The sequence below is a fragment of the Amycolatopsis sp. NPDC034160 genome, assembly GCF_055575355.1.
Genome location: NZ_JBVISU010000011.1, coordinates 33,605 through 51,252 on the forward strand (window position 1 = coordinate 33,605; position 17,648 = coordinate 51,252).

Consider the following 17,648-nt stretch of genomic DNA (forward strand, 5'->3'; position numbering starts at 1 on the left):
CGTGATGGGCGCCCTGGGGGTCCTGCTCACGTTGTGGCTGATGCTCTCTTTGCAGTGGGTGATCGGTTTCGAGCCGTGGGGCAGGCTGAGCAGGACCGGTACCGCTCAAATCGAGCAGTGCCAGAGGAACGCGGTCCATGCCTGGATGACGTATTCGTGCAAGGCGGAAATCCGGTGGGACAACGTTTCCCAAGCTGGAGAACAGGTCTCGACCGACGCGGTCACCTCGGTTTCCGCGTTTTCGGGCAGCGTTCCGGTGGAGGAGTACAAGTTCCGGAAGAAGAACAGCTCGCGAGGTGGATCTTCCGTGGTCCCGGTGGATCGGCCGCGGTGGCCGGTCGCCGATGGCTGGTGGATCCTGCTCGTCTTCGTGAGCGTGATCCCCGGCTGGATGGCGGGGTACTGGGTGGGTGATCGGCTCGGCCGGTTGCTGCCCGCGCCGACGGAGAAGCCCAGGGAATGGCGCGGCGTCAGCCGTCGCACCACGCCCGGGATGAACGGACGCCGCCGCAAGCGCGGACGCCGCTGACCGTCCCCGCCCATTCCGTCGGTGCGCCGAGCCCGAAGTGATGGCTGTCCTTTGTCGACATGTCGTCCGATGAACCGACGTCACCCTCCACAATGTCCCCCACCGTGCTCCACCGGATTCCCCACTTTCACCCCCACTTCGCCCTACAGCAGGGTTCCGGCTGCCGATAACCGGACGCATCAGGCATGGATGAGGTTGCTTCGATACCCGGCCAGGGGGATCTTGGCCACCGTCCCCCACCGAGCCCCCACCTGGCCCCACCTGGCTGACCAGCGAAAACGTCTGACACGACGGAGTGGTGGCGGCTTTTGTCGCGTTGACTGTGGTGAAAAGTGGGGTACGGTGGTGCGCAGTGGGGCAGAAGGGAAGCCCCGTGGCCGACCCTGGTTGCCAGCAGCCGGGATCGGTAGGGAGGTGGAGCCGATGTTCCTCGGCACCCACACCCCGAAGCTGGACGACAAAGGGCGGCTCACGCTGCCCGCGAAGTTCCGCGACGCGCTCGCCGGTGGGTTGATGGTCACCAAGGGGCAGGATCACTGTCTCTTCGTCTTTCCCCGGGCCGAGTTCGAGCAGATGGCGAGGAAGGTCGCCGACGCCCCGTTCACGAACGAGGCGGTCCGGGCCTATCAGCGTTATCTCTTCGCCGGGACGGACGAACAACGCCCGGACGGGCAAGGACGTATCGCGATCGCGTCCGAGCTCAGGCGGTACGCCGGGTTGAACAAGGAGTGCGTGGTGATCGGAGCGATCACCAGGTTGGAGATCTGGGATGCCCAAGCGTGGCAGGGCTACCTGGACGAACACGAGGACAGCTACGCGAAGGCTCGAGAGGAAGTTCTGCCGGGCGTCTTCTAGACGTGACCGAAGAAGCACCCACGCCGTCGGGGGGCGCGGGTTCCTGCTTCGGACACGCCGGAAGCCGTCCACACGGATGCCGTGAGGCCTCTGTCCGCTCAGTGGCCCTGGTACACCTTCCCCGGTACCAGGTCAGCAGGCGGGCGGACAGGGACCTGACGGCATCCGGCATCTTCCCCGGCACGACACGAAAGGGGGGAAGACATGGCAGACGAACACGAGCACGTTCCGGTGCTGCTCATGCGCATCGTCGAACTGTTCGCGCCGGTCTTCTCCGACCGCGAGGCCGTGCTGGTCGACGCGACCGTCGGACTGGGCGGTCATTCCGACGCGCTGCTCACCGAGTTCCCCGCATTGCGCCTGGTCGCACTCGACCGTGACCCCAACGCGCTGGAACTTTCCGCGCAGCGGCTCGCGAAGCACGGGGATCGCGTCGATTTCGTGCACGCCGTCTACGACGAGATGCCGTCCGCGCTGCAGGGTCTCGGACTGTCCAGAGTGGACGGAATCCTGTTCGACCTCGGTGTCTCCTCGATGCAGCTGGACCGCGCCGAACGCGGTTTCGCCTACTCCAAGGATTCCCCGCTCGACATGCGGATGGACCCGACCACCGGGATCACCGCCGCCGACGTGCTCAACACCTACGCCCCGGGCGAGCTGATCCGGATCCTGCGCGACTACGGCGAGGAACGATTCGCCCAGCGGATCGTCAAAGCCGTTATGGCGGAACGGGAGAAGGAACCCTTCACCCGAAGCGGGCGGTTGGTGGAACTGCTGTACGACGCGGTCCCCGCGGCGAGCAGGCGCACCGGCGGCCACCCGGCGAAGCGCACTTTCCAGGCGCTGCGGATCGAGGTCAACGGCGAACTGGAAGTGCTGCGGCGGGCGATGCCGCGGGCGCTGTCCTCACTCGCCGTCGGCGGCCGCATCGTCGTGGAGTCCTATCAGTCCCTCGAGGACAGGCTGGTCAAGCAGGCCTTCGCGGAACTGGCGAAATCCCGGACGCCCGAAGGGCTTCCGGTGGAACTACCGGGCCACGGCCCGGAACTGAAACTGCTCACCAGAGGGGCCGAGAAGGCCGGCGAGGCGGAGACCGAACACAACCCACGGGCCGCCTCCGTGCGGCTGCGAGCCGCCGAACGGATCGGAGACCGAGCACGATGACCGCTCCCGCGAAGTCCCGCGGCCGCCGGGGTGCACCGGCGCCCGGACGGCGTGCCCGCGCGACCAGCACGGTCGACGAGACGCCGGAAACCGCCGCACCGGACACCGCGGCGCCCACCCGCGCCTCCCGCGGCCGGACGTCGGCGGCCGAACGCGCCTACGCCCGCCGCGCCCAGCGCGCCGATCTGCTGCAGCGTGACCAGCGGCGCAACCGTCCTGACGCCGAAGTCGGCGCGGGCAAGGAAGAACCGCCGAGGAAGCTCAAACTGCGGTGGCCGCGCTCGCGCGCGTCGTTCGTGCTGATGATGATGGGCATGCTGGCCGTCGGCGTGGCGTGCACGCTGTGGCTGACCACGCAGGCCATCGCCGATTCGTACCGGCTCGAACAACTGCGCACGGCCAACGCCGGGCTCGCCGAGGCGAAGGAACGGCTGCAGCGCGAGGTCGCGAAGGCCGAGTCGCCCGCTTCACTGGCGCCCAAGGCCAGGGAACTGGGCATGGTGCCCGGCGGCGACCCCGCGCACATCGTGGTCGGCCCGGACGGACAGTCCACTGTGGTCGGTGAGCCGAAGAAGGCACAAGGGGAGGCGCCGCCGGTCTCGGCCGAGCCGCCGCCCCCCGCCGAGGGCACCCAGCAGGGCGTGATCGAGGGCGACCAGCCCGCTGTCCCACAGGAGAACGCGGAACCCCAGGCGCAAGGAGGTCAGTGATGTCACCCGGCCGTCCGGCACAGGCCAGGACCCGGTCGGCGGGCAGCGCACGGCGGACCTACGCCGCCGGGACTCGCCGTGCCACCGCCCGGCGGGGCAACGGGGGACATCCGAGCCGGTTCACCGGCGTGCGGATCCTGCTGATCGTCGTGATGGTGCTCGCCGGCCTCAAACTGGTGCAGGTGCAATGGTTCGAGGCCGGCGCGCTGTCCGAGGCGGCGGAACGGCAGCGGACATCGGTGATCGAAAGTCCCGCGCAGCGCGGGTCCATCATGGACCGCAACGGGACGAAGATCGCGTTCAGCATCGAGGTGCGGACGCTCGCGGTGAGCCTGAACTGGCTGCACAAGACGATGGACGACTTCGCCGCGAAGAACCCGGCCAAGGGCAAGAACTTCGAGACCGAGGTCGCGGGCGCGGCGAAGCTGATCGCGGCCAAGCTGCCGGGCGTGATCACCGAGCAGGAGTTGCTGGACAAGTTCCACAAGCCGGACGGGTTCACCTACCTGGTCCACGACATCGAACCGTCGGTCGCCGAGTCGATCGTCAAGGCATACCCGTGGATCAGCGTCGAGAAGCGCTCGAAGCGGGAGTACCCCGGCGATTCGGTGGGGGCGAACATCATCGGCTACGCGAACTGGCGTACCGACGACAAGGACGTCTCCAAGCACAACCTGCACGGTGGCTACGGTCTCGAGGCCTCGCGGGACAACGATCTCGCCGGAACACCGGGCCGCAAGATCGTCAACACCCGGAACGGCAACGACAACCTCGTCATCCCCGGTACCGAGCGGGACATCCAGAACGCCGTCCCCGGTTCGGATCTGCAGCTGACGATCGACACCGATCTGCAGTACGAACTGCAGCGGCAGCTGAGCGAGTACGTCGCCAAGTCGCGGGCGAAGGGTGGCCAAGCGGTCATCATGGACTCGAAGACCGGCGAGGTCTACGCGCTGGCCAACGACAAGACGGTCAACCTCAACGACCCGGCTTCACGCAGCGAGACCGAGAACCTGAACAACCGCGCGGTGACCACGCCGTTCGAACCCGGTTCGGTGAACAAGATCGTCACCGCCGCGGGCGCGATCGACGACGGCATCACCACCCCGGAGGCGTCGATCCCGGTGCCGGGTTCGCTGCAGGTCGCGGACAAGGTCGTCAAGGACGCCTGGATCCACGGCACGCAGCAGTTCACCACCACCGGCATCTTCGCGAAGTCGTCGAACGTCGGGACCCTGTTGCTGGCGCAGAAACTCGGCGAAGACCGCTACGCCGACCTGCTCAAGAAGTTCGGTCTCGGCCAGCGCACCGGTCTCGGCCTCCCCGGGGAGAGCCCGGGCGTCGTACCGCCGCGCAACCAGTGGTACGCCACGACCTTCGGCAACCTGCCGATCGGGCAAGGGCTTTCGATGACCGTCGTGCAGATGGCCGGGATGTACCAGGCCATCGCGAACGACGGGCTGCGCGTGGAACCGAGGGTCGTCAAGGCGAAAGTCAATCCCGACGGGACCGTCGTCCCCGAACCGGCACCGAAGACCGTGCAGGTCATCAGCCCGCAGGCGGCGAAGACCGTGCGCGAAATGATGCGAGCCGTAGTGCAGAGCGGCAGGGGGCTGCAGAGCGGCACCGGGCCGAAGGCGGCGCTGGAGGGCTATCAGGTCTCGGGCAAGACCGGCACCGGCCAGCAGGTCGACCCGGCGACGAAGACGTACAGCAATCACCTGTACAACATCACCTTCGCCGGGATCCTGCCCGCCGACAAGCCGCGGTTCGTGGTCGGCATCCGGCTCGACGCGCCGGACGCCTCGCTGCCGGGCGGGGGCTCGGCCGCGCCGCTGTTCCACTCGATCGCCGCCTACCTGACGCAGCGGTTCCAGATCCCGCTTTCGGACGGTCCGACGCCTCAGGTCCCGCTGATCCTTTCCTGACCGGTCCAGGAGCCTCGTGAGTGGTAATGACGGTTCTAACCGTCATTACCACTCACGAGACCATGATCGTCCTCAAGCGACAGTCGGAAGCCCTTGCGTGCCAAGGAGAGCTCGCCGAACCCAATACCACGAGCATGATCACCGCGCGCACACCCCGCACCGCTTCGGTCACCCGAATGCCACGCCGGTAACCTCCTTTGCTGTGTCGGTGCCTACTTCAGATCCCCGCAGCGGTCCCGCCGTCGAAAGCGGGTCCGGCGCGACGGCTGCCCAGGTCCCGGACAGCCCGGTCAAGGCCGTCGCCGCACCCCCTCGTCCGGCCAGGATCGAGCCGATGCCGCTGGGCACGCTGCTCGCCAGGGCGGGCGCGCGGCTCGTGGTGGGCGGTGACGACTATCCCGCCGCGGCCGAGCTGACGGTCACGGGCAGCACGCTGCGCGCCCAGCACGTCCTTCCCGGCGACCTCTTCGCCGCGCTTCCCGGTGCCCGCGCCCACGGCGCGGACTTCAGCGACCAGGCCATCGCCGCCGGAGCGGCCGCCGTGCTCACCGACGAGGCCGGTGCCGGGCGCCCGGTACTCCGCGACGCCGGCGTGCCGATCCTCGTGCACCCGGATCCGCGGGCCGCTCTCGGCGAGATCGCGGCCTGGATCTACGGCGAGCCCTCGCTGGAGCTGTCGGTGCTCGGGATCACCGGGACGTCCGGCAAGACCACGACGTCGTACCTGGTCGACGCCGGGCTCAAGGCGGCCGGGCTCACCACGGGGCTGATCGGCACGGTCGAGACCCGGATCGCGGGTGAACGGCTGGCCAGTGGGTTCACCACTCCCGAAGCACCGGATCTGCAGGCTCTCCTCGCCGTGATGGTGGAGCGCGGCGTCACGCACGTGCCGATGGAGGTCTCCAGCCACGCGCTGGCGCTGGGCCGGGTCAACGGCACACGTTTCGCGGTCGGGGCCTTCACCAACCTCTCCCAGGACCACCTGGACTTCCACAAGGACATGGAGGAGTACTTCGCCGCCAAGTCGCTGCTGTTCGACGGCCGCTCCACCGCCGAGGTGGTCGTCGTCGACAGCGCCTGGGGCCACGCTCTCCTGACCCCGCACACGGTGACCGTCTCCACCGAGCCGGGCACGGACGCGCACTGGCGCGCCACCGACCTGACGCCGACCCCGGCGGGGGAGCAGACGTTCACCCTCCACGGTCCCGACGGCCTCGCCGCTTCGGCGAAGATCCCGCTGCCGGGTGAGTTCAACGTGGCGAACGCGGTGCTCGCGGCCGCGATCCTCAGCACCGCCGGTGTCCCGCTCGACGCCATCGTCGAAGGGCTCGCCGCGGTCGAGGTCCCGGGCCGGATGGAGCGGGTCTATCTCGGCCAGCCGTTCACCGCGGTGGTCGACTACGCGCACAAGCCCGCCGCGGTCGCGCAGGGGCTCGACGCGCTGCGTGCCCGCACCGAGGGCCGGATCATCACCGTCCTCGGCTGCGGCGGCGACCGCGACACCGCGAAACGCCCGGTGATGGGTGAGGCGGCGGTCCGGCGCAGTGAGGTGCTGATCGTGACCGACGACAACCCGCGCTCGGAGGATCCGGCCGCGATCCGGGCGGCGATGCTGGCCGGTGCCCGCAACGCCGGACCCGCGCTGGGCGGCGAAATCCTCGAGATCGCCGACCGGCGCGAGGCCATCATCCACGCCGTCGAGCTCGCCCGGCCCGGCGACATCGTGCTCATCGCGGGCAAGGGCCACGAGACCGGCCAGGAGGTCCAGGGTGTCGTGCACCCGTTCTCCGACCGGGACGAGCTCGCCTCCGCCATCCGCAGACGTCTGGAGACACCGTGATCGTGCTCAGCCTGGCCGAGATCGCCGCCATCGTCGGCGGCAGGCTGCACCGGACCGACGGCACCGCCGAGATCACCGGCAGCGTCGAATTCGACACGCGTGAGATCACCCCGGGCGGCTTGTTCGTCGCGTTGCCCGGCGCGAAGGTCGACGGCCATGACTTCGCCGCGAAAGCCGTCGAGTCCGGCGCCGTCGCGGTGCTCGCGGGCCGTGAGGTCGACGCCCCGGCCGTGATCGTGCCGCCGGTGCCCGCCGGTGCCGCGCACGATCGCGCGTTCGCACTGGTCGCGGACAAGGACGGGGCGGGCGCCGCGGTACTGGCCGCGCTGGCCAAACTCGCCCGGCACGTGGTCGAGAAGCTGTCCGGAGAGCACCTGACCGTCGTCGGGGTCACCGGCTCGTCGGGCAAGACCTCCACCAAGGACGTCATCGCCCAGCTGCTGGAGCCGCTCGGCCCCACGGTCGCGCCACCAGGCTCGTTCAACAACGAGCTGGGCCATCCCTGGACGGCGCTGCGGGCCGACGCCGCGACCCGGCACCTGGTGCTGGAGCTGTCCACCCGCGGGCACGGCCACATCGCCGAGCTGGCGGCCATCGCGCCGCCGCGGATCGGGGCCGTGCTCAACGTCGGCACCGCGCACGTCGGCGAGTTCGGTTCCCGCGAGGGCATCGCCAAGGCCAAGGGTGAGCTGGTCGAGGCGCTGCCGAGCGCGGAAGACGGCGGTGTCGCGATCCTGAACATCGACGACCCGCTGGTCGCCGCCATGGCGAGCCGTACGAACGCGCGGGTGGTGTACGTCGGCGAGAGCGCGTCCGCGCACGTCCGCGCCGCCGACGTCACCCTCGACGAGGAAGCGCGGGCGTCGTTCCGCCTGATCACCCCGTCCGGCGAAGCGCCGGTGAAGCTCCCGCTGTACGGCGAGCACCACGTCGGCAACGTGCTCAGCGCGGCCGCTGTGGCGCTGGAACTCGGCTCGACGACCGAGGAGATCGCGGCCCGCCTGTCGAACCTCGAACGGCGCTCCGGGCGCCGGATGGAGGTCACCACCCGGCCCGACGGGGTCACGGTGCTCAACGACTCGTTCAACGCCAACCCCGAGTCGGTGCGCGCCGCGCTCAAGGCACTCGCCTCGATGAGCACGGAGCGCCGGTCCTGGGCCGTACTCGGCGTGATGGCCGACCTCGGCGCCGACGCGGTCGAGGCGCACGACGGCATCGGCAGGCTCGTCGTCCGGCTCAACATCGACAAGCTCGTCGTCGTCGGAGAGGCCGCCGCGGCCATGCACCAGGGCGCGCATCAGGAGGGTTCCTGGGGCGAGGAGTCGGTACTGGTACCCGACGTCGACGCCGCCATCGCCCTGCTGCATGATCAGCTCCGCGCGGGCGACATCGTGCTGGTGAAGGCGTCCAAGTCCGTCGCACTGTGGCGGGTGGCCGATGCCCTGCTCGCCTCCCCCGGAACGAACGCTGAATCCCCTGTAGTACCCCCTTCCCCCTCCCAAGAACGCTCGAACGGTGGTGACGCGTGATCAGCATCCTGATCGCGGCCGCGGCGGGCCTGCTGGTCTCCATCCTCCTCACTCCCTATCTGATCCGGGTCTTCTCCCGGCAGGGCTTCGGCCAGGAGATCAGGGAGGAAGGACCGCAGGGACACAAATCCAAGCGCGGTACCCCGACGATGGGTGGTGTCGCGATCATCGTCGCGATGGTCGTCGGGTATTTCGTGGCCCATCTGATCAGCTCGCTCAGCGGCGGCAACGGCACCGGCGGCCCGTCCGCTTCGGGTCTGCTGGTCCTCGGGCTGGCCGTGGGCCTCGGGATCGTCGGGTTCCTCGACGACTTCATCAAGATCCGCAAGCAGCGCAACCTCGGGTTGAACAAGACCGCGAAACTGGTCGGCCAGCTGGTGGTCACGATCGGCTTCGCGATCCTGGCGCTGCAGTTCGCCGACGAACGCGGGCTGACCCCGGCGTCGGAGAGCCTGTCCTACGTGCGTGACCTCGCGCTGATCACCTTCCCGTCGGTGTTCTTCGTGATCTTCTGCTACGTCGTCATCTCGGGCTGGTCGAACGCGGTGAACTTCACCGACGGCCTCGACGGTCTCGCCGGCGGCACCGCGGCGATGGTGCTGGCGACCTACGTCGTCATCGCCTTCTGGCAGACCCGCCTCTCGTGCGCGGTCACCCCGCAGGCCGCCTGCTACGACGTCCGCGACCCGCTGGACCTCGCCGTGGTGGCCGCCGCGGCGACCGGCGCCTGCGTCGGCTTCCTCTGGTGGAACGCGGCCCCGGCGAAGATCTTCATGGGCGACACCGGTTCGCTCGCGCTCGGCGGTCTCGTCGCCGGGCTGTCGATGACCACCCGCACCGAACTGCTCGCCATCGTCATCGGCGGTCTGTTCATGGTCGAGATGATCTCGGTGGTCGCGCAGATCGCGGTGTTCCGCACGACCAGGCGACGGCTGTTCCGGATGGCCCCGTTCCATCACCACTTCGAACTCGCGGGCTGGGCGGAGACCACGGTCATCATCCGGTTCTGGCTGCTTTCGGCCATCTGCTGCATGTTCGGTCTCGGGCTGTTCTACAGCGAGCAACTGGGCCTCGGGGGTTAAGCGGTGGAACTGGCCGGTCGTCACGTCCTCGTCGCCGGAGCCGGGGTCACCGGCAAGTCCATCGTCCCGGTCCTGCGGGAGCAGGGGGCGCGGGTCACCGTCACCGACGGCAACGCCGAACGGCTGGCGGAGCTTGAAGGTCTCGGCGCCGAATTGGTACCGGGCCTGACGGAGCCGCCGGAAGGCGTCGAGCTGGTCGTGACCAGCCCGGGCTGGCGGCCCACGTCGCCGCTGCTGGTGGCGGCGACCGAAGCGGGCATCGAGGTGATCGGCGACGTCGAGCTGGCGTGGCGCGTCGGGCAGCTGCGCGACAAGCCGCCGGTGTGGCTCGCGATCACCGGCACCAACGGCAAGACCACCACGGTCGGGATGCTGGAGTCGATCCTGCGCGTCGCCGGCGTCGACGCCGTGGCCTGCGGGAACGTCGGTTTCGCGGTACTCGACGCAGTACGGGCCGGGCACGAGGTGCTCGCCGTGGAGCTGTCGAGCTACCAGCTGCACTGGTCGTCCACGCTGGCCCCGCACGCCTCCGTGGTGCTGAACCTGGCCGAGGACCACCTCGACTGGCACGGCTCGATGGAGGAGTACGCCGCCGCGAAGGGCCGGATCCACGCGCACTCGCGGAACGTGGTGCACAATCTGCACGAGGAGTGGTCCGTCCGGCTCGCCGACGAGCACGCGCCCGCCGACGCCCGCCGCGTCGCCTTCGGCATGGACACCCCGCGGCCCGGCGAACTCGGCATCGTGGAAGACCTGCTGGTCGACCGCGCCTTCGTCGCCGACCCGGCGACCAGCGCCGACGAACTCGGCACGCTGGCCGACGTCCGGCCGGCCGGTCCGCACAACGTGTCCAACGCGCTCGCGGCGGCGGCGCTGGCCCGCGCCTACGGCGTCAGCGGCGAGGACGTCGCCAAGGGCTTGCGCGAGTACCGCCCGGCCCCGCACCGGGCCGAGGAGATCGCCGAGTTCGACGGTGTGCGCTACATCGACGACTCCAAGGCGACCAACCCGCACGCGGCGAGCGGTTCACTGCGCGCGCACCTCTCCGTCGTCTGGATCGCCGGTGGCCAGCTCAAGGGCGCCTCGGTGGACGAGCTGGTCGGTTCGATCGCCGGCAGGCTCCGCGGAGTCGTGCTCCTCGGCGTGGATTCACCCGCGATCGCCGCCGCGGTCGCGCGACACGCGCCGGATGTCCCGGTCAACAGCCTCCTTCCGGGTGACGATGACCCCATGACTGCGGCGGTGAAGGCGGCCCGCGCCCTGGCGCGCCCTGGAGATGTGGTGCTGCTGGCCCCCGCCGCGGCGTCGTTGGACATGTTCTCGAGCTACGGTGCGCGCGGCGACGCGTTCGCGCGCGCGGTCCGTGTCCTGCGCGACGGTGCGGGGGAGACCAGTGACGGCGGTTGAGGAAAGAAAGCGTCAGCCAGACCGGCCACGCAAGCCGCGGGAACGCAAGGAAAGCGCGTTCGTCGCGTTCCGCACCGCGCTGACGGCGTGGCTTTCGCGGCCGCTCGCCTCGTTCCACCTGGTACTGGCGCTCACCGGCGTGCTGACCGTGATCGGCATCGTGATGGTGCTTTCGGCGTCTTCGGTCGCCTCGTACAACCCGAAGACCGGTAGCGGGGTCTACGCGCAGTTCAGCAAGCACATCCTGTTCGTCGCCATCGGCTCGGTGGTGTTCTGGATCGGGCTGCGGATCCCGCTGGAACGCGTCCGGCGCCTTTCGGCGACGATGACCGTCGTCTGCCTCGGCCTGCTCACGCTGGTGCTCACCCCGCTGGGCTCGACCGTCAACGGTTCGCAGGGCTGGTTCATGTTCGGCGGGTTCGCCTTCCAGCCGGTCGAGGCGGCGAAGCTCGCGCTCGCCTTCTGGGGCGCGCACATCCTGGTGATCAAGTACAACATCATCAACCAGTGGCGCCATCTGCTCGTCCCGGTGGTGCCGATCGCGCTGCTGATGTTCGCGCTGGTCATGATGCAGCCCGACCTCGGCGGCACGATCACCCTCGCGGTGGTGCTGCTGGCCCTGCTGTGGTTCGCGGGCGCCCCGAAACGGCTGTTCGGCGTGATCCTCGCCGGCGGGCTCGTCGGGGTGCTGGTGCTCGCCATCATCGCCCCGTACCGGCTGCGGCGGGTCATGTCGTTCGTCTCCGGGGACCCGGACACCAGCGCCGACGGTTTCCAGGCCAACCAGGCGAAGCTCGCGCTCGCCGACGGCGGGCTCTTCGGCAAGGGGCTCGGGCAGGGCCAGTCCAACTGGGGCTACCTGCCGAACGTGCAGAACGACTTCATCTTCGCCCTGATCGGCGAGGAACTCGGCTTCATCGGCTGCGTGGTGGTGCTGGCGCTGTTCGCCGGGGTCGCCATCGTGGGCCTGCGCATCGCGGCCCGCAACCTCGACCCCTGGATCCGGATCGTGTCCGGCACGCTGACCGTCTTCCTGGTCGCGCAGGCGGGGATCAACATCGGCTACGTCGTCGGCCTGCTGCCGGTCACCGGGGTCACCCTGCCGTTGATCTCCTACGGCGGGACGTCGCTGGTGATCACCATGCTCATCATGGGGGTACTCGCCAACGCCGCCCGGCACGAACCGGAGGCGGTGGCCGCACTGCGTTCGCAGGGGCCGGGTAAATTCGGACGCCTGCTGAGGCTTCCCGCGCCCGATCCGTACCGCCCGCCCGCCAAGCGCAAGGGCGCCGCGGCCAGGGGAGGCGCCACCAAGGCGGCGAGGCCCGCGCCGAGGACGGCGAGGCCATCGCCTGCCCAGGAGCGGCGCCGCTCGGTGCGGGAGCCCGGCAGGAGGACGGCCGCACGTACGGCGGTGAACCGCGGTACCGCGAAACGGGGTACCGCAAACCGGAGAGGTCATAGGTGAGTAACCCCGTTAAGGGAGCCGAGAGATCCGCCGCGGGCAAGGCGCCGGTGGTCGTGGTCGCCGGGGGCGGCACCGCAGGACACATCGAACCAGCACTCGCGCTCGCCGACGCGGTGATGCGCCTGCGTCCCGACGCGAAGGTGATCGCGCTGGGGACCGAGCGCGGGCTGGAGACCAAGCTCGTCCCGGCGCGCGGCTACCCGCTGGAGCTGATCCCGCCGGTGCCGATGCCGCGCAAACCGACACCGGAACTGCTGAAGATGCCGCTGAAGGTCCGTGACGCGGTCAAGCGCACTCGCGACATCCTGGAGCGGGTCGGCGCGGACGTCGTCGTCGGCTTCGGTGGCTACGTCGCGCTTCCGGCTTATCTGGCCGCGCGTGGGCGCACGCCGATCGTGGTGCACGAGGCCAACAAGTCGCCGGGCCTGGCGAACAAGGTGGGCGCCCGGTTCGCCGCCCGCGTCGCCGTCGCCGTCCCGGGGACGCCGCTGGTGAAGGCCGAGGTGGTCGGCATCCCGCTGCGCCACTCCATCACCTCGCTCGACCGGGCCGCGCTGCGCGCCGAAGCCCGCGAGTTCTTCGGGCTCGACCCGGACGTTCCGACGCTGCTGGTCTTCGGCGGCTCGCAGGGCGCGGTGTCGATCAACGGCGCGGTCTCCGGCGCGGCCAAGGAGTTCGCGGACGCCGGAGTCGGCGTCCTGCACGCCCACGGGCCGAAGAACACGCTGGTCGTCCAGGAATTCCCCGGCAAGCCGGCGTACGTCCCCGTGCCGTACCTGGAGCGGATGGACCTGGCCTACGCCGCCGCCGACGCGGTGCTGTGCCGCTCCGGCGCCATGACCGTCGCCGAGGTCACCTCGGTCGGCCTGCCCGCGGTGTTCGTCCCGCTGCCCTACGGCAACGGCGAACAGGCGGGCAACGCCCAGCCCGCCGTCGACGCGGGTGCCGCGCTGATGCTGCCCGACGCCGAACTCACCGCGGCCAAGGTCGCGGAGCTGGTGATCCCGCTGGTCTCCGACGCCGACCGGGTCGCGAAGATGAGTGCGGCCGCGGTCGGTCTCGGCCACCGCCAGGCCGACGAGACCCTTGCCAAGATCGTGCTGGAGGTAGCCGGTGCCTGACACCCTCCCGGACACGCTCACGCGTGCCCACCTGATCGGGATCGGCGGCGCCGGGATGAGCGGCATCGCCCGCATCCTGCTGGCCCGCGGGGCCCAGGTGTCCGGATCCGACGCGAAGGAGTCGCGCGCGTTCCTGTCGCTGCGCGCACAGGGCGCCGAGATCGCCATCGGCCAGCGTGCCGAGAACCTCGACGCGTTCGCGGAGGGCCCGTCCTCGGTGGTCGTGTCGACCGCGATCAAGGAGAGCAACCCGGAACTGGTGGCCGCGCGGGAACGCGGGATCACCGTCCTGCACCGCGCGGAGGCGCTGGCCGGGCTGATGCGGGGTCACCGCGTCGCGTGCATCGCCGGGACGCACGGCAAGACGTCGACGACGTCGATGCTGACCGTGGCCCTGCAGCACTGCCGCCTCGACCCGTCGTTCGCCATCGGCGGCGACCTCAACGAGTCGGGCGCGAACGCGCACCACGGCGAGGGCGGCGTCTTCGTCGCCGAAGCCGACGAGAGCGACGGGTCGTTCCTGGCCTACTCGCCGACGGTCGCCGTGGTGACCAACGTCGAGCCGGACCACCTCGATCACCACGGCACGGCCGAGGCGTACGTCTCGGTGTTCAGCGACTTCCTCGGCCGGATCGAGCCAGGCGGCTTGCTCGTGGCCTGCGGTGACGACGAAGGAGCCGGCAAGCTGGCCTCGCAGGCGGAGGAACGCGGCATCCGCGTCCGCCGCTACGGTCGTTCCGTCACCGGCGCGGACGACGCGAAGGTGCTGGGCTACACGCCCGATCCGGAAGGCGGCGTCGTCCGCATTTCCTCGCAGGGCAAGGAAATTGACCTTCGCGTCGCGGTGCCGGGTGAGCATATGGCGCTGAACGCGATCGCCGCGCTGCTGGCCGGGATCGAGCTGGGCGCGCCGGTCGACGGCCTCGCCGAGGGGCTCGCCGCGTTCGGCGGTGTCCGGCGGCGGTTCGAGTTCAAGGGCCGCTCCGGCGACGTCCGGGTGTACGACGACTACGCGCACCACCCCACCGAGGTCGACGCGCAACTGCGCGCGGTGCGGACGGCGGCCGGTTCGGGCCGGGTCGTCGTGGTCTTCCAGCCGCATCTGTACTCGCGCACGAAGACGTTCTCGAAGGAGTTCGCGGCGGCGTTGTCGCTGGCGGACGAGGTCATCGTGCTGGACGTGTTCGGCGCCCGCGAGGAACCGGAGCCCGGCGTGAGCGGCGCGCTCATCGCCGACCAGATCTCCGGCACCACCGTGCACTACCAGCCGGCGTTCGACGTCGCGGCGAAGCTCGCCGCGGATCTGGTCAAACCCGGGGACCTGCTGGTGACCATGGGCGCCGGTGACGTCACCCAGATCGGCCCGGAGATCCTGGCCGAACTGGACCGGCGGGCGGAGTAGCCATGACGCAGACCGGGGAACGCCGCCGCCCGGCCGAACCCGGTCGGCGTCCGCGTACCGAACGAGACAAGCGGGTCAAGCGGGTTCAAGGGGCGAAGGCCCGGCGCGGCAGGCGGTCCGTGCAGGATCGTCGCCGGACCACCCGGCCGATCCGGCGCAAGGAACTGCGGCGGCGCTGGGTCGCGCTGCTCTCGGTGCTGACCGTCGTCGCCGTCGTCTACCTGCTGTGGTTCAGCTCGATGCTGGGCGTGCAGCAGGTGGACGTCGTCGGCGCGACCTCCGTCCCCGCGGACCAGATCCGCGCCGCGGCGGCGGTACCGGACCAGAAGCCGATGTTGCGCCTGGACACCGAAGAGATCCGCGACCGCGTCGCGCAGATGCCCGGCATCGCCACGGTCGACGTCTCGCGGTCCTGGCCGAGCACGCTCGAAATCACCGTGACCGAACGGGCGGCCATCGCGTTCTTCGACAGCGGCCCCGGCGGCGACGGCGTGCACCTCATCGACGGCGGGGGAGTGGTGTTCAAGACGCTCCAGGAACGGCCGGCGGGGCTGCCCGAGTTGAAGCTGCCGTCGGTGTCGGCCGACGACCCGGTGACCCGTGCGGTGACCGGCGTCCTCGGCGTGATCCCGCAACAGCTGCTGAAGCAGGTCACCACCGCGACGGCGAAGACACCCGGCAGCGTCGAGTTCGCGCTGGCCGACGGGAAGACCGTGCGGTGGGGGACCTCGGCGGACACCGAACGCAAGGCGAAGGTGCTCGCCGCGCTGCTCACCCGCGAGGGCAAGGTCTTCGACGTCTCCGCGCCCGACCTGCCCACCGTCTCCTGACGCATTTCGTCCTCTAGATGCGGTAGTTCGCCCTGCCAACTACCGCGTTTAGAGGACTAAACGCGGGCTTCGATGCCGTCCAGTAGGCGTTCCAGGCCGAAGGTGAAAGTGTCGTAGGCGGCTTCGCAGCTGTCGGCGTCGTAACCGCCGCTCTCCCACATCCGGGTCATCGCCGGATGCCGATCGACGTCGAAGTACTTCTCCCAGAACACCGCCCGCTGCCCCCACCAGGTGTCGGTCGACTCCCCGGTCCGCTGTTCCAGCTGAGCCGTCTCCGCCGAAAGCGCCGCGTTCGCCTGGACGTACACCTCGATGCTCTGCGCGGCCGCGGTCACCTCGCGCGGCGGCAGCCCGATGTCCGCGACCGCCGCGATCAGGTACTCCTGCCCCGCCATCAGCCCCGGCCCGAGCACCGGTCGCACCGACGACGCCGACCGCAGCCAGGGGTGCTCGCGGTACACGGCCAGGGTGCGGTCGGCGTAGAGCCGGACCCGCTCGCGCCAGCCGTCCGGCCGGGGTTCGCCGGGACCGGGGAGGTCCCGTCCGGCGAGCACCGAGTCCACCATGAGGTCGAGCAGCTCCGTCTTGCCGGGGACGTAGGTGTAGAGCGTCATCGTGCCGACGTCGAGTTCCTTGGCGATCTGGCTCATCGACACGGTCGCCTCGCCCGCCCCGTCGGCGAGGGCGACGGCGGTGGCGATCACCCGGTCGAGGGTGAGTTTCGGTTTCCGTCCCCTGGTCGGCTGCCGGGCTTCGCCGCGGTCACGCCACAACAGTTCGAGACTGCGCTCGAAATCCATCCACACTCCACTCGGCCGTGAAGCTGGATTCTACATTCTCGTATGCGGTACGGTTGAATCATTCCCGTATGGCGTACGAAAAGGAGTGGGGCATCGTGACGATCCTGGTGACCGGTGCGACCGGAAGCGTCGGCAGGCTGCTGGTCGACGAACTGGTAGAGGCCGGAGCGCCGGTGCGGGCGTTGACCGTCAATCCGGCGAAGGCGGCACTGCCGGAGCAGGTGGAGGTCGCCAAGGGCTACCTGGGCAAACCCGAGACGCTGCCGGAGGCGCTGAAGGGCGTCGACACCGTGTACCTGGCGCCGTTGGCGGAGACGGTGGACGACTTCGTGAAGCTGGCGAAGGAGGCCGGAGTGCGCCGGGTGGTGGCGCTGTCGGGCAGCAACGCCGACGATCCGGCGGAGAACTCGAGTGGTGTCGCCTACGCGATCATCGAGAAGGCGGTCCAGGAGGCCGGTTTCGACTGGACGTTCCTGCGGCCGGGCGCGTTCATGAACAACACGCTCGGCTGGGCGGAGCGGATCAAGTCGGGACGGGTGGTCCGCGAGGCCTACCCGGAGGCGCGGATGACGCCGATCGACCTCGGGGACATCGCCGCCGTCGCGGCGCACGTCATCCTGACCGAGGGACACGTCGGCAAGAAGCACACCCTGAGCGGGCCGACGGCGATCAGCCAGCGCGAACAGGTCGCCGCCATCTCGGCCGCGCTCGGCGAGGAGGTCACCTTCCAGGAACTCACCCGGGAGGAGGCGGACAAACAGTGGACCGACGCCGGGATCCCGGCGGAGATCGCGAAGTGGCTGCTCGACGGCTTCGCGTACTTCACCGAGCACCCTGACACGCCGACGGGCGTGGTCCAGGAACTCACCGGACGGCCCGGGGTCACCTACGAACAGTGGGCCGTGGCGAACGTCGAAGCGTTCCGCTGAGGGTCGCCCTCGTGAGTGGTGATGACGGTTCTAACCGTCATTACCACTCACGAG

15 protein-coding genes are annotated in these 17,648 nt (G+C 69.8%); 14 read left to right on the forward strand and 1 reads right to left on the reverse strand.

Annotation, left to right across the window (positions count from 1 at the left end):
• The first annotated feature begins 4 nt into the window (after window positions 1-4).
• The 13 genes from ACZ54P_RS22020 (at window position 5) to ACZ54P_RS22080 (ending at window position 15,865) form a co-directional block, all read left to right on the forward strand.
• Window positions 5-529, forward strand: coding sequence for a hypothetical protein (locus ACZ54P_RS22020; RefSeq protein ID WP_465463434.1), 525 nt, complete (start codon window positions 5-7; stop codon window positions 527-529).
• A gap of 423 nt (window positions 530-952) precedes the next feature.
• Window positions 953-1,384: a division/cell wall cluster transcriptional repressor MraZ gene (gene mraZ / locus ACZ54P_RS22025; protein ID WP_005156436.1), complete on the forward strand. Its 432-nt coding sequence runs from the start codon at window positions 953-955 to the stop codon at window positions 1,382-1,384.
• Window positions 1,385-1,588: 204 nt separating this feature from the next.
• On the forward strand, window positions 1,589-2,548 hold the full coding sequence (gene rsmH / locus ACZ54P_RS22030; protein WP_465463435.1) for a 16S rRNA (cytosine(1402)-N(4))-methyltransferase RsmH: 960 nt from the start codon (window positions 1,589-1,591) through the stop codon (window positions 2,546-2,548).
• Window positions 2,545-3,258, forward strand: a complete 714-nt coding sequence (gene ftsL, locus ACZ54P_RS22035) for a cell division protein FtsL (protein ID WP_465463436.1) — start codon at window positions 2,545-2,547, stop codon at window positions 3,256-3,258. Before rsmH ends, ftsL begins: the two co-directional genes overlap by 4 nt.
• Window positions 3,258-5,186 carry a peptidoglycan D,D-transpeptidase FtsI family protein gene (locus ACZ54P_RS22040; RefSeq protein WP_465463437.1) on the forward strand — a complete coding sequence of 643 codons (1,929 nt, stop codon included), beginning with the start codon at window positions 3,258-3,260 and terminating at the stop codon, window positions 5,184-5,186. Before ftsL ends, ACZ54P_RS22040 begins: the two co-directional genes overlap by 1 nt.
• Window positions 5,187-5,520: 334 nt before the next feature.
• Complete coding sequence (locus ACZ54P_RS22045; protein ID WP_465463640.1) at window positions 5,521-7,026, forward strand: UDP-N-acetylmuramoyl-L-alanyl-D-glutamate--2,6-diaminopimelate ligase; 1,506 nt, start codon at window positions 5,521-5,523, stop codon at window positions 7,024-7,026.
• The gene (locus ACZ54P_RS22050) at window positions 7,023-8,555 is read left to right on the forward strand and encodes a UDP-N-acetylmuramoyl-tripeptide--D-alanyl-D-alanine ligase (protein ID WP_465463438.1); all 1,533 of its coding nucleotides are present in this window, start codon (window positions 7,023-7,025) and stop codon (window positions 8,553-8,555) included. Before ACZ54P_RS22045 ends, ACZ54P_RS22050 begins: the two co-directional genes overlap by 4 nt.
• On the forward strand, window positions 8,552-9,637 hold the full coding sequence (gene mraY, locus ACZ54P_RS22055) for a phospho-N-acetylmuramoyl-pentapeptide-transferase (RefSeq protein ID WP_037304276.1): 1,086 nt from the start codon (window positions 8,552-8,554) through the stop codon (window positions 9,635-9,637). Before ACZ54P_RS22050 ends, mraY begins: the two co-directional genes overlap by 4 nt.
• Before the next feature lie 3 nt (window positions 9,638-9,640).
• The gene (gene murD, locus ACZ54P_RS22060; RefSeq protein WP_465463439.1) at window positions 9,641-11,044 is read left to right on the forward strand and encodes a UDP-N-acetylmuramoyl-L-alanine--D-glutamate ligase; all 1,404 of its coding nucleotides are present in this window, start codon (window positions 9,641-9,643) and stop codon (window positions 11,042-11,044) included.
• Entirely contained in the window at window positions 11,031-12,512 is a 1,482-nt protein-coding gene (gene ftsW, locus ACZ54P_RS22065) for a putative lipid II flippase FtsW (RefSeq protein WP_465463440.1), read from the forward strand. Before murD ends, ftsW begins: the two co-directional genes overlap by 14 nt.
• Window positions 12,509-13,633 carry an undecaprenyldiphospho-muramoylpentapeptide beta-N-acetylglucosaminyltransferase gene (murG, locus tag ACZ54P_RS22070; RefSeq protein WP_465463441.1) on the forward strand — a complete coding sequence of 375 codons (1,125 nt, stop codon included), beginning with the start codon at window positions 12,509-12,511 and terminating at the stop codon, window positions 13,631-13,633. Before ftsW ends, murG begins: the two co-directional genes overlap by 4 nt.
• A complete protein-coding gene (gene murC / locus ACZ54P_RS22075) occupies window positions 13,626-15,035 on the forward strand; it encodes a UDP-N-acetylmuramate--L-alanine ligase (RefSeq protein WP_465463442.1) in 1,410 nt (469 codons plus the stop codon). Before murG ends, murC begins: the two co-directional genes overlap by 8 nt.
• Window positions 15,036-15,037: 2 nt before the next feature.
• Window positions 15,038-15,865 carry a cell division protein FtsQ/DivIB gene (locus tag ACZ54P_RS22080; RefSeq protein ID WP_465463443.1) on the forward strand — a complete coding sequence of 276 codons (828 nt, stop codon included), beginning with the start codon at window positions 15,038-15,040 and terminating at the stop codon, window positions 15,863-15,865.
• Window positions 15,866-15,921: 56 nt separating this feature from the next.
• Here ACZ54P_RS22080 and ACZ54P_RS22085 read toward each other — a convergent pair whose 3' ends face one another.
• A complete protein-coding gene (locus tag ACZ54P_RS22085) occupies window positions 15,922-16,665 on the reverse strand; it encodes a TetR/AcrR family transcriptional regulator (protein ID WP_465463444.1) in 744 nt (247 codons plus the stop codon).
• Between the two features lie 95 nt (window positions 16,666-16,760).
• Here ACZ54P_RS22085 and ACZ54P_RS22090 point away from each other — a divergent pair, with 95 nt between their 5' ends.
• Window positions 16,761-17,594 carry an NAD(P)H-binding protein gene (locus tag ACZ54P_RS22090; protein ID WP_465463641.1) on the forward strand — a complete coding sequence of 278 codons (834 nt, stop codon included), beginning with the start codon at window positions 16,761-16,763 and terminating at the stop codon, window positions 17,592-17,594.
• Window positions 17,595-17,648 lie beyond the last annotated feature (54 nt).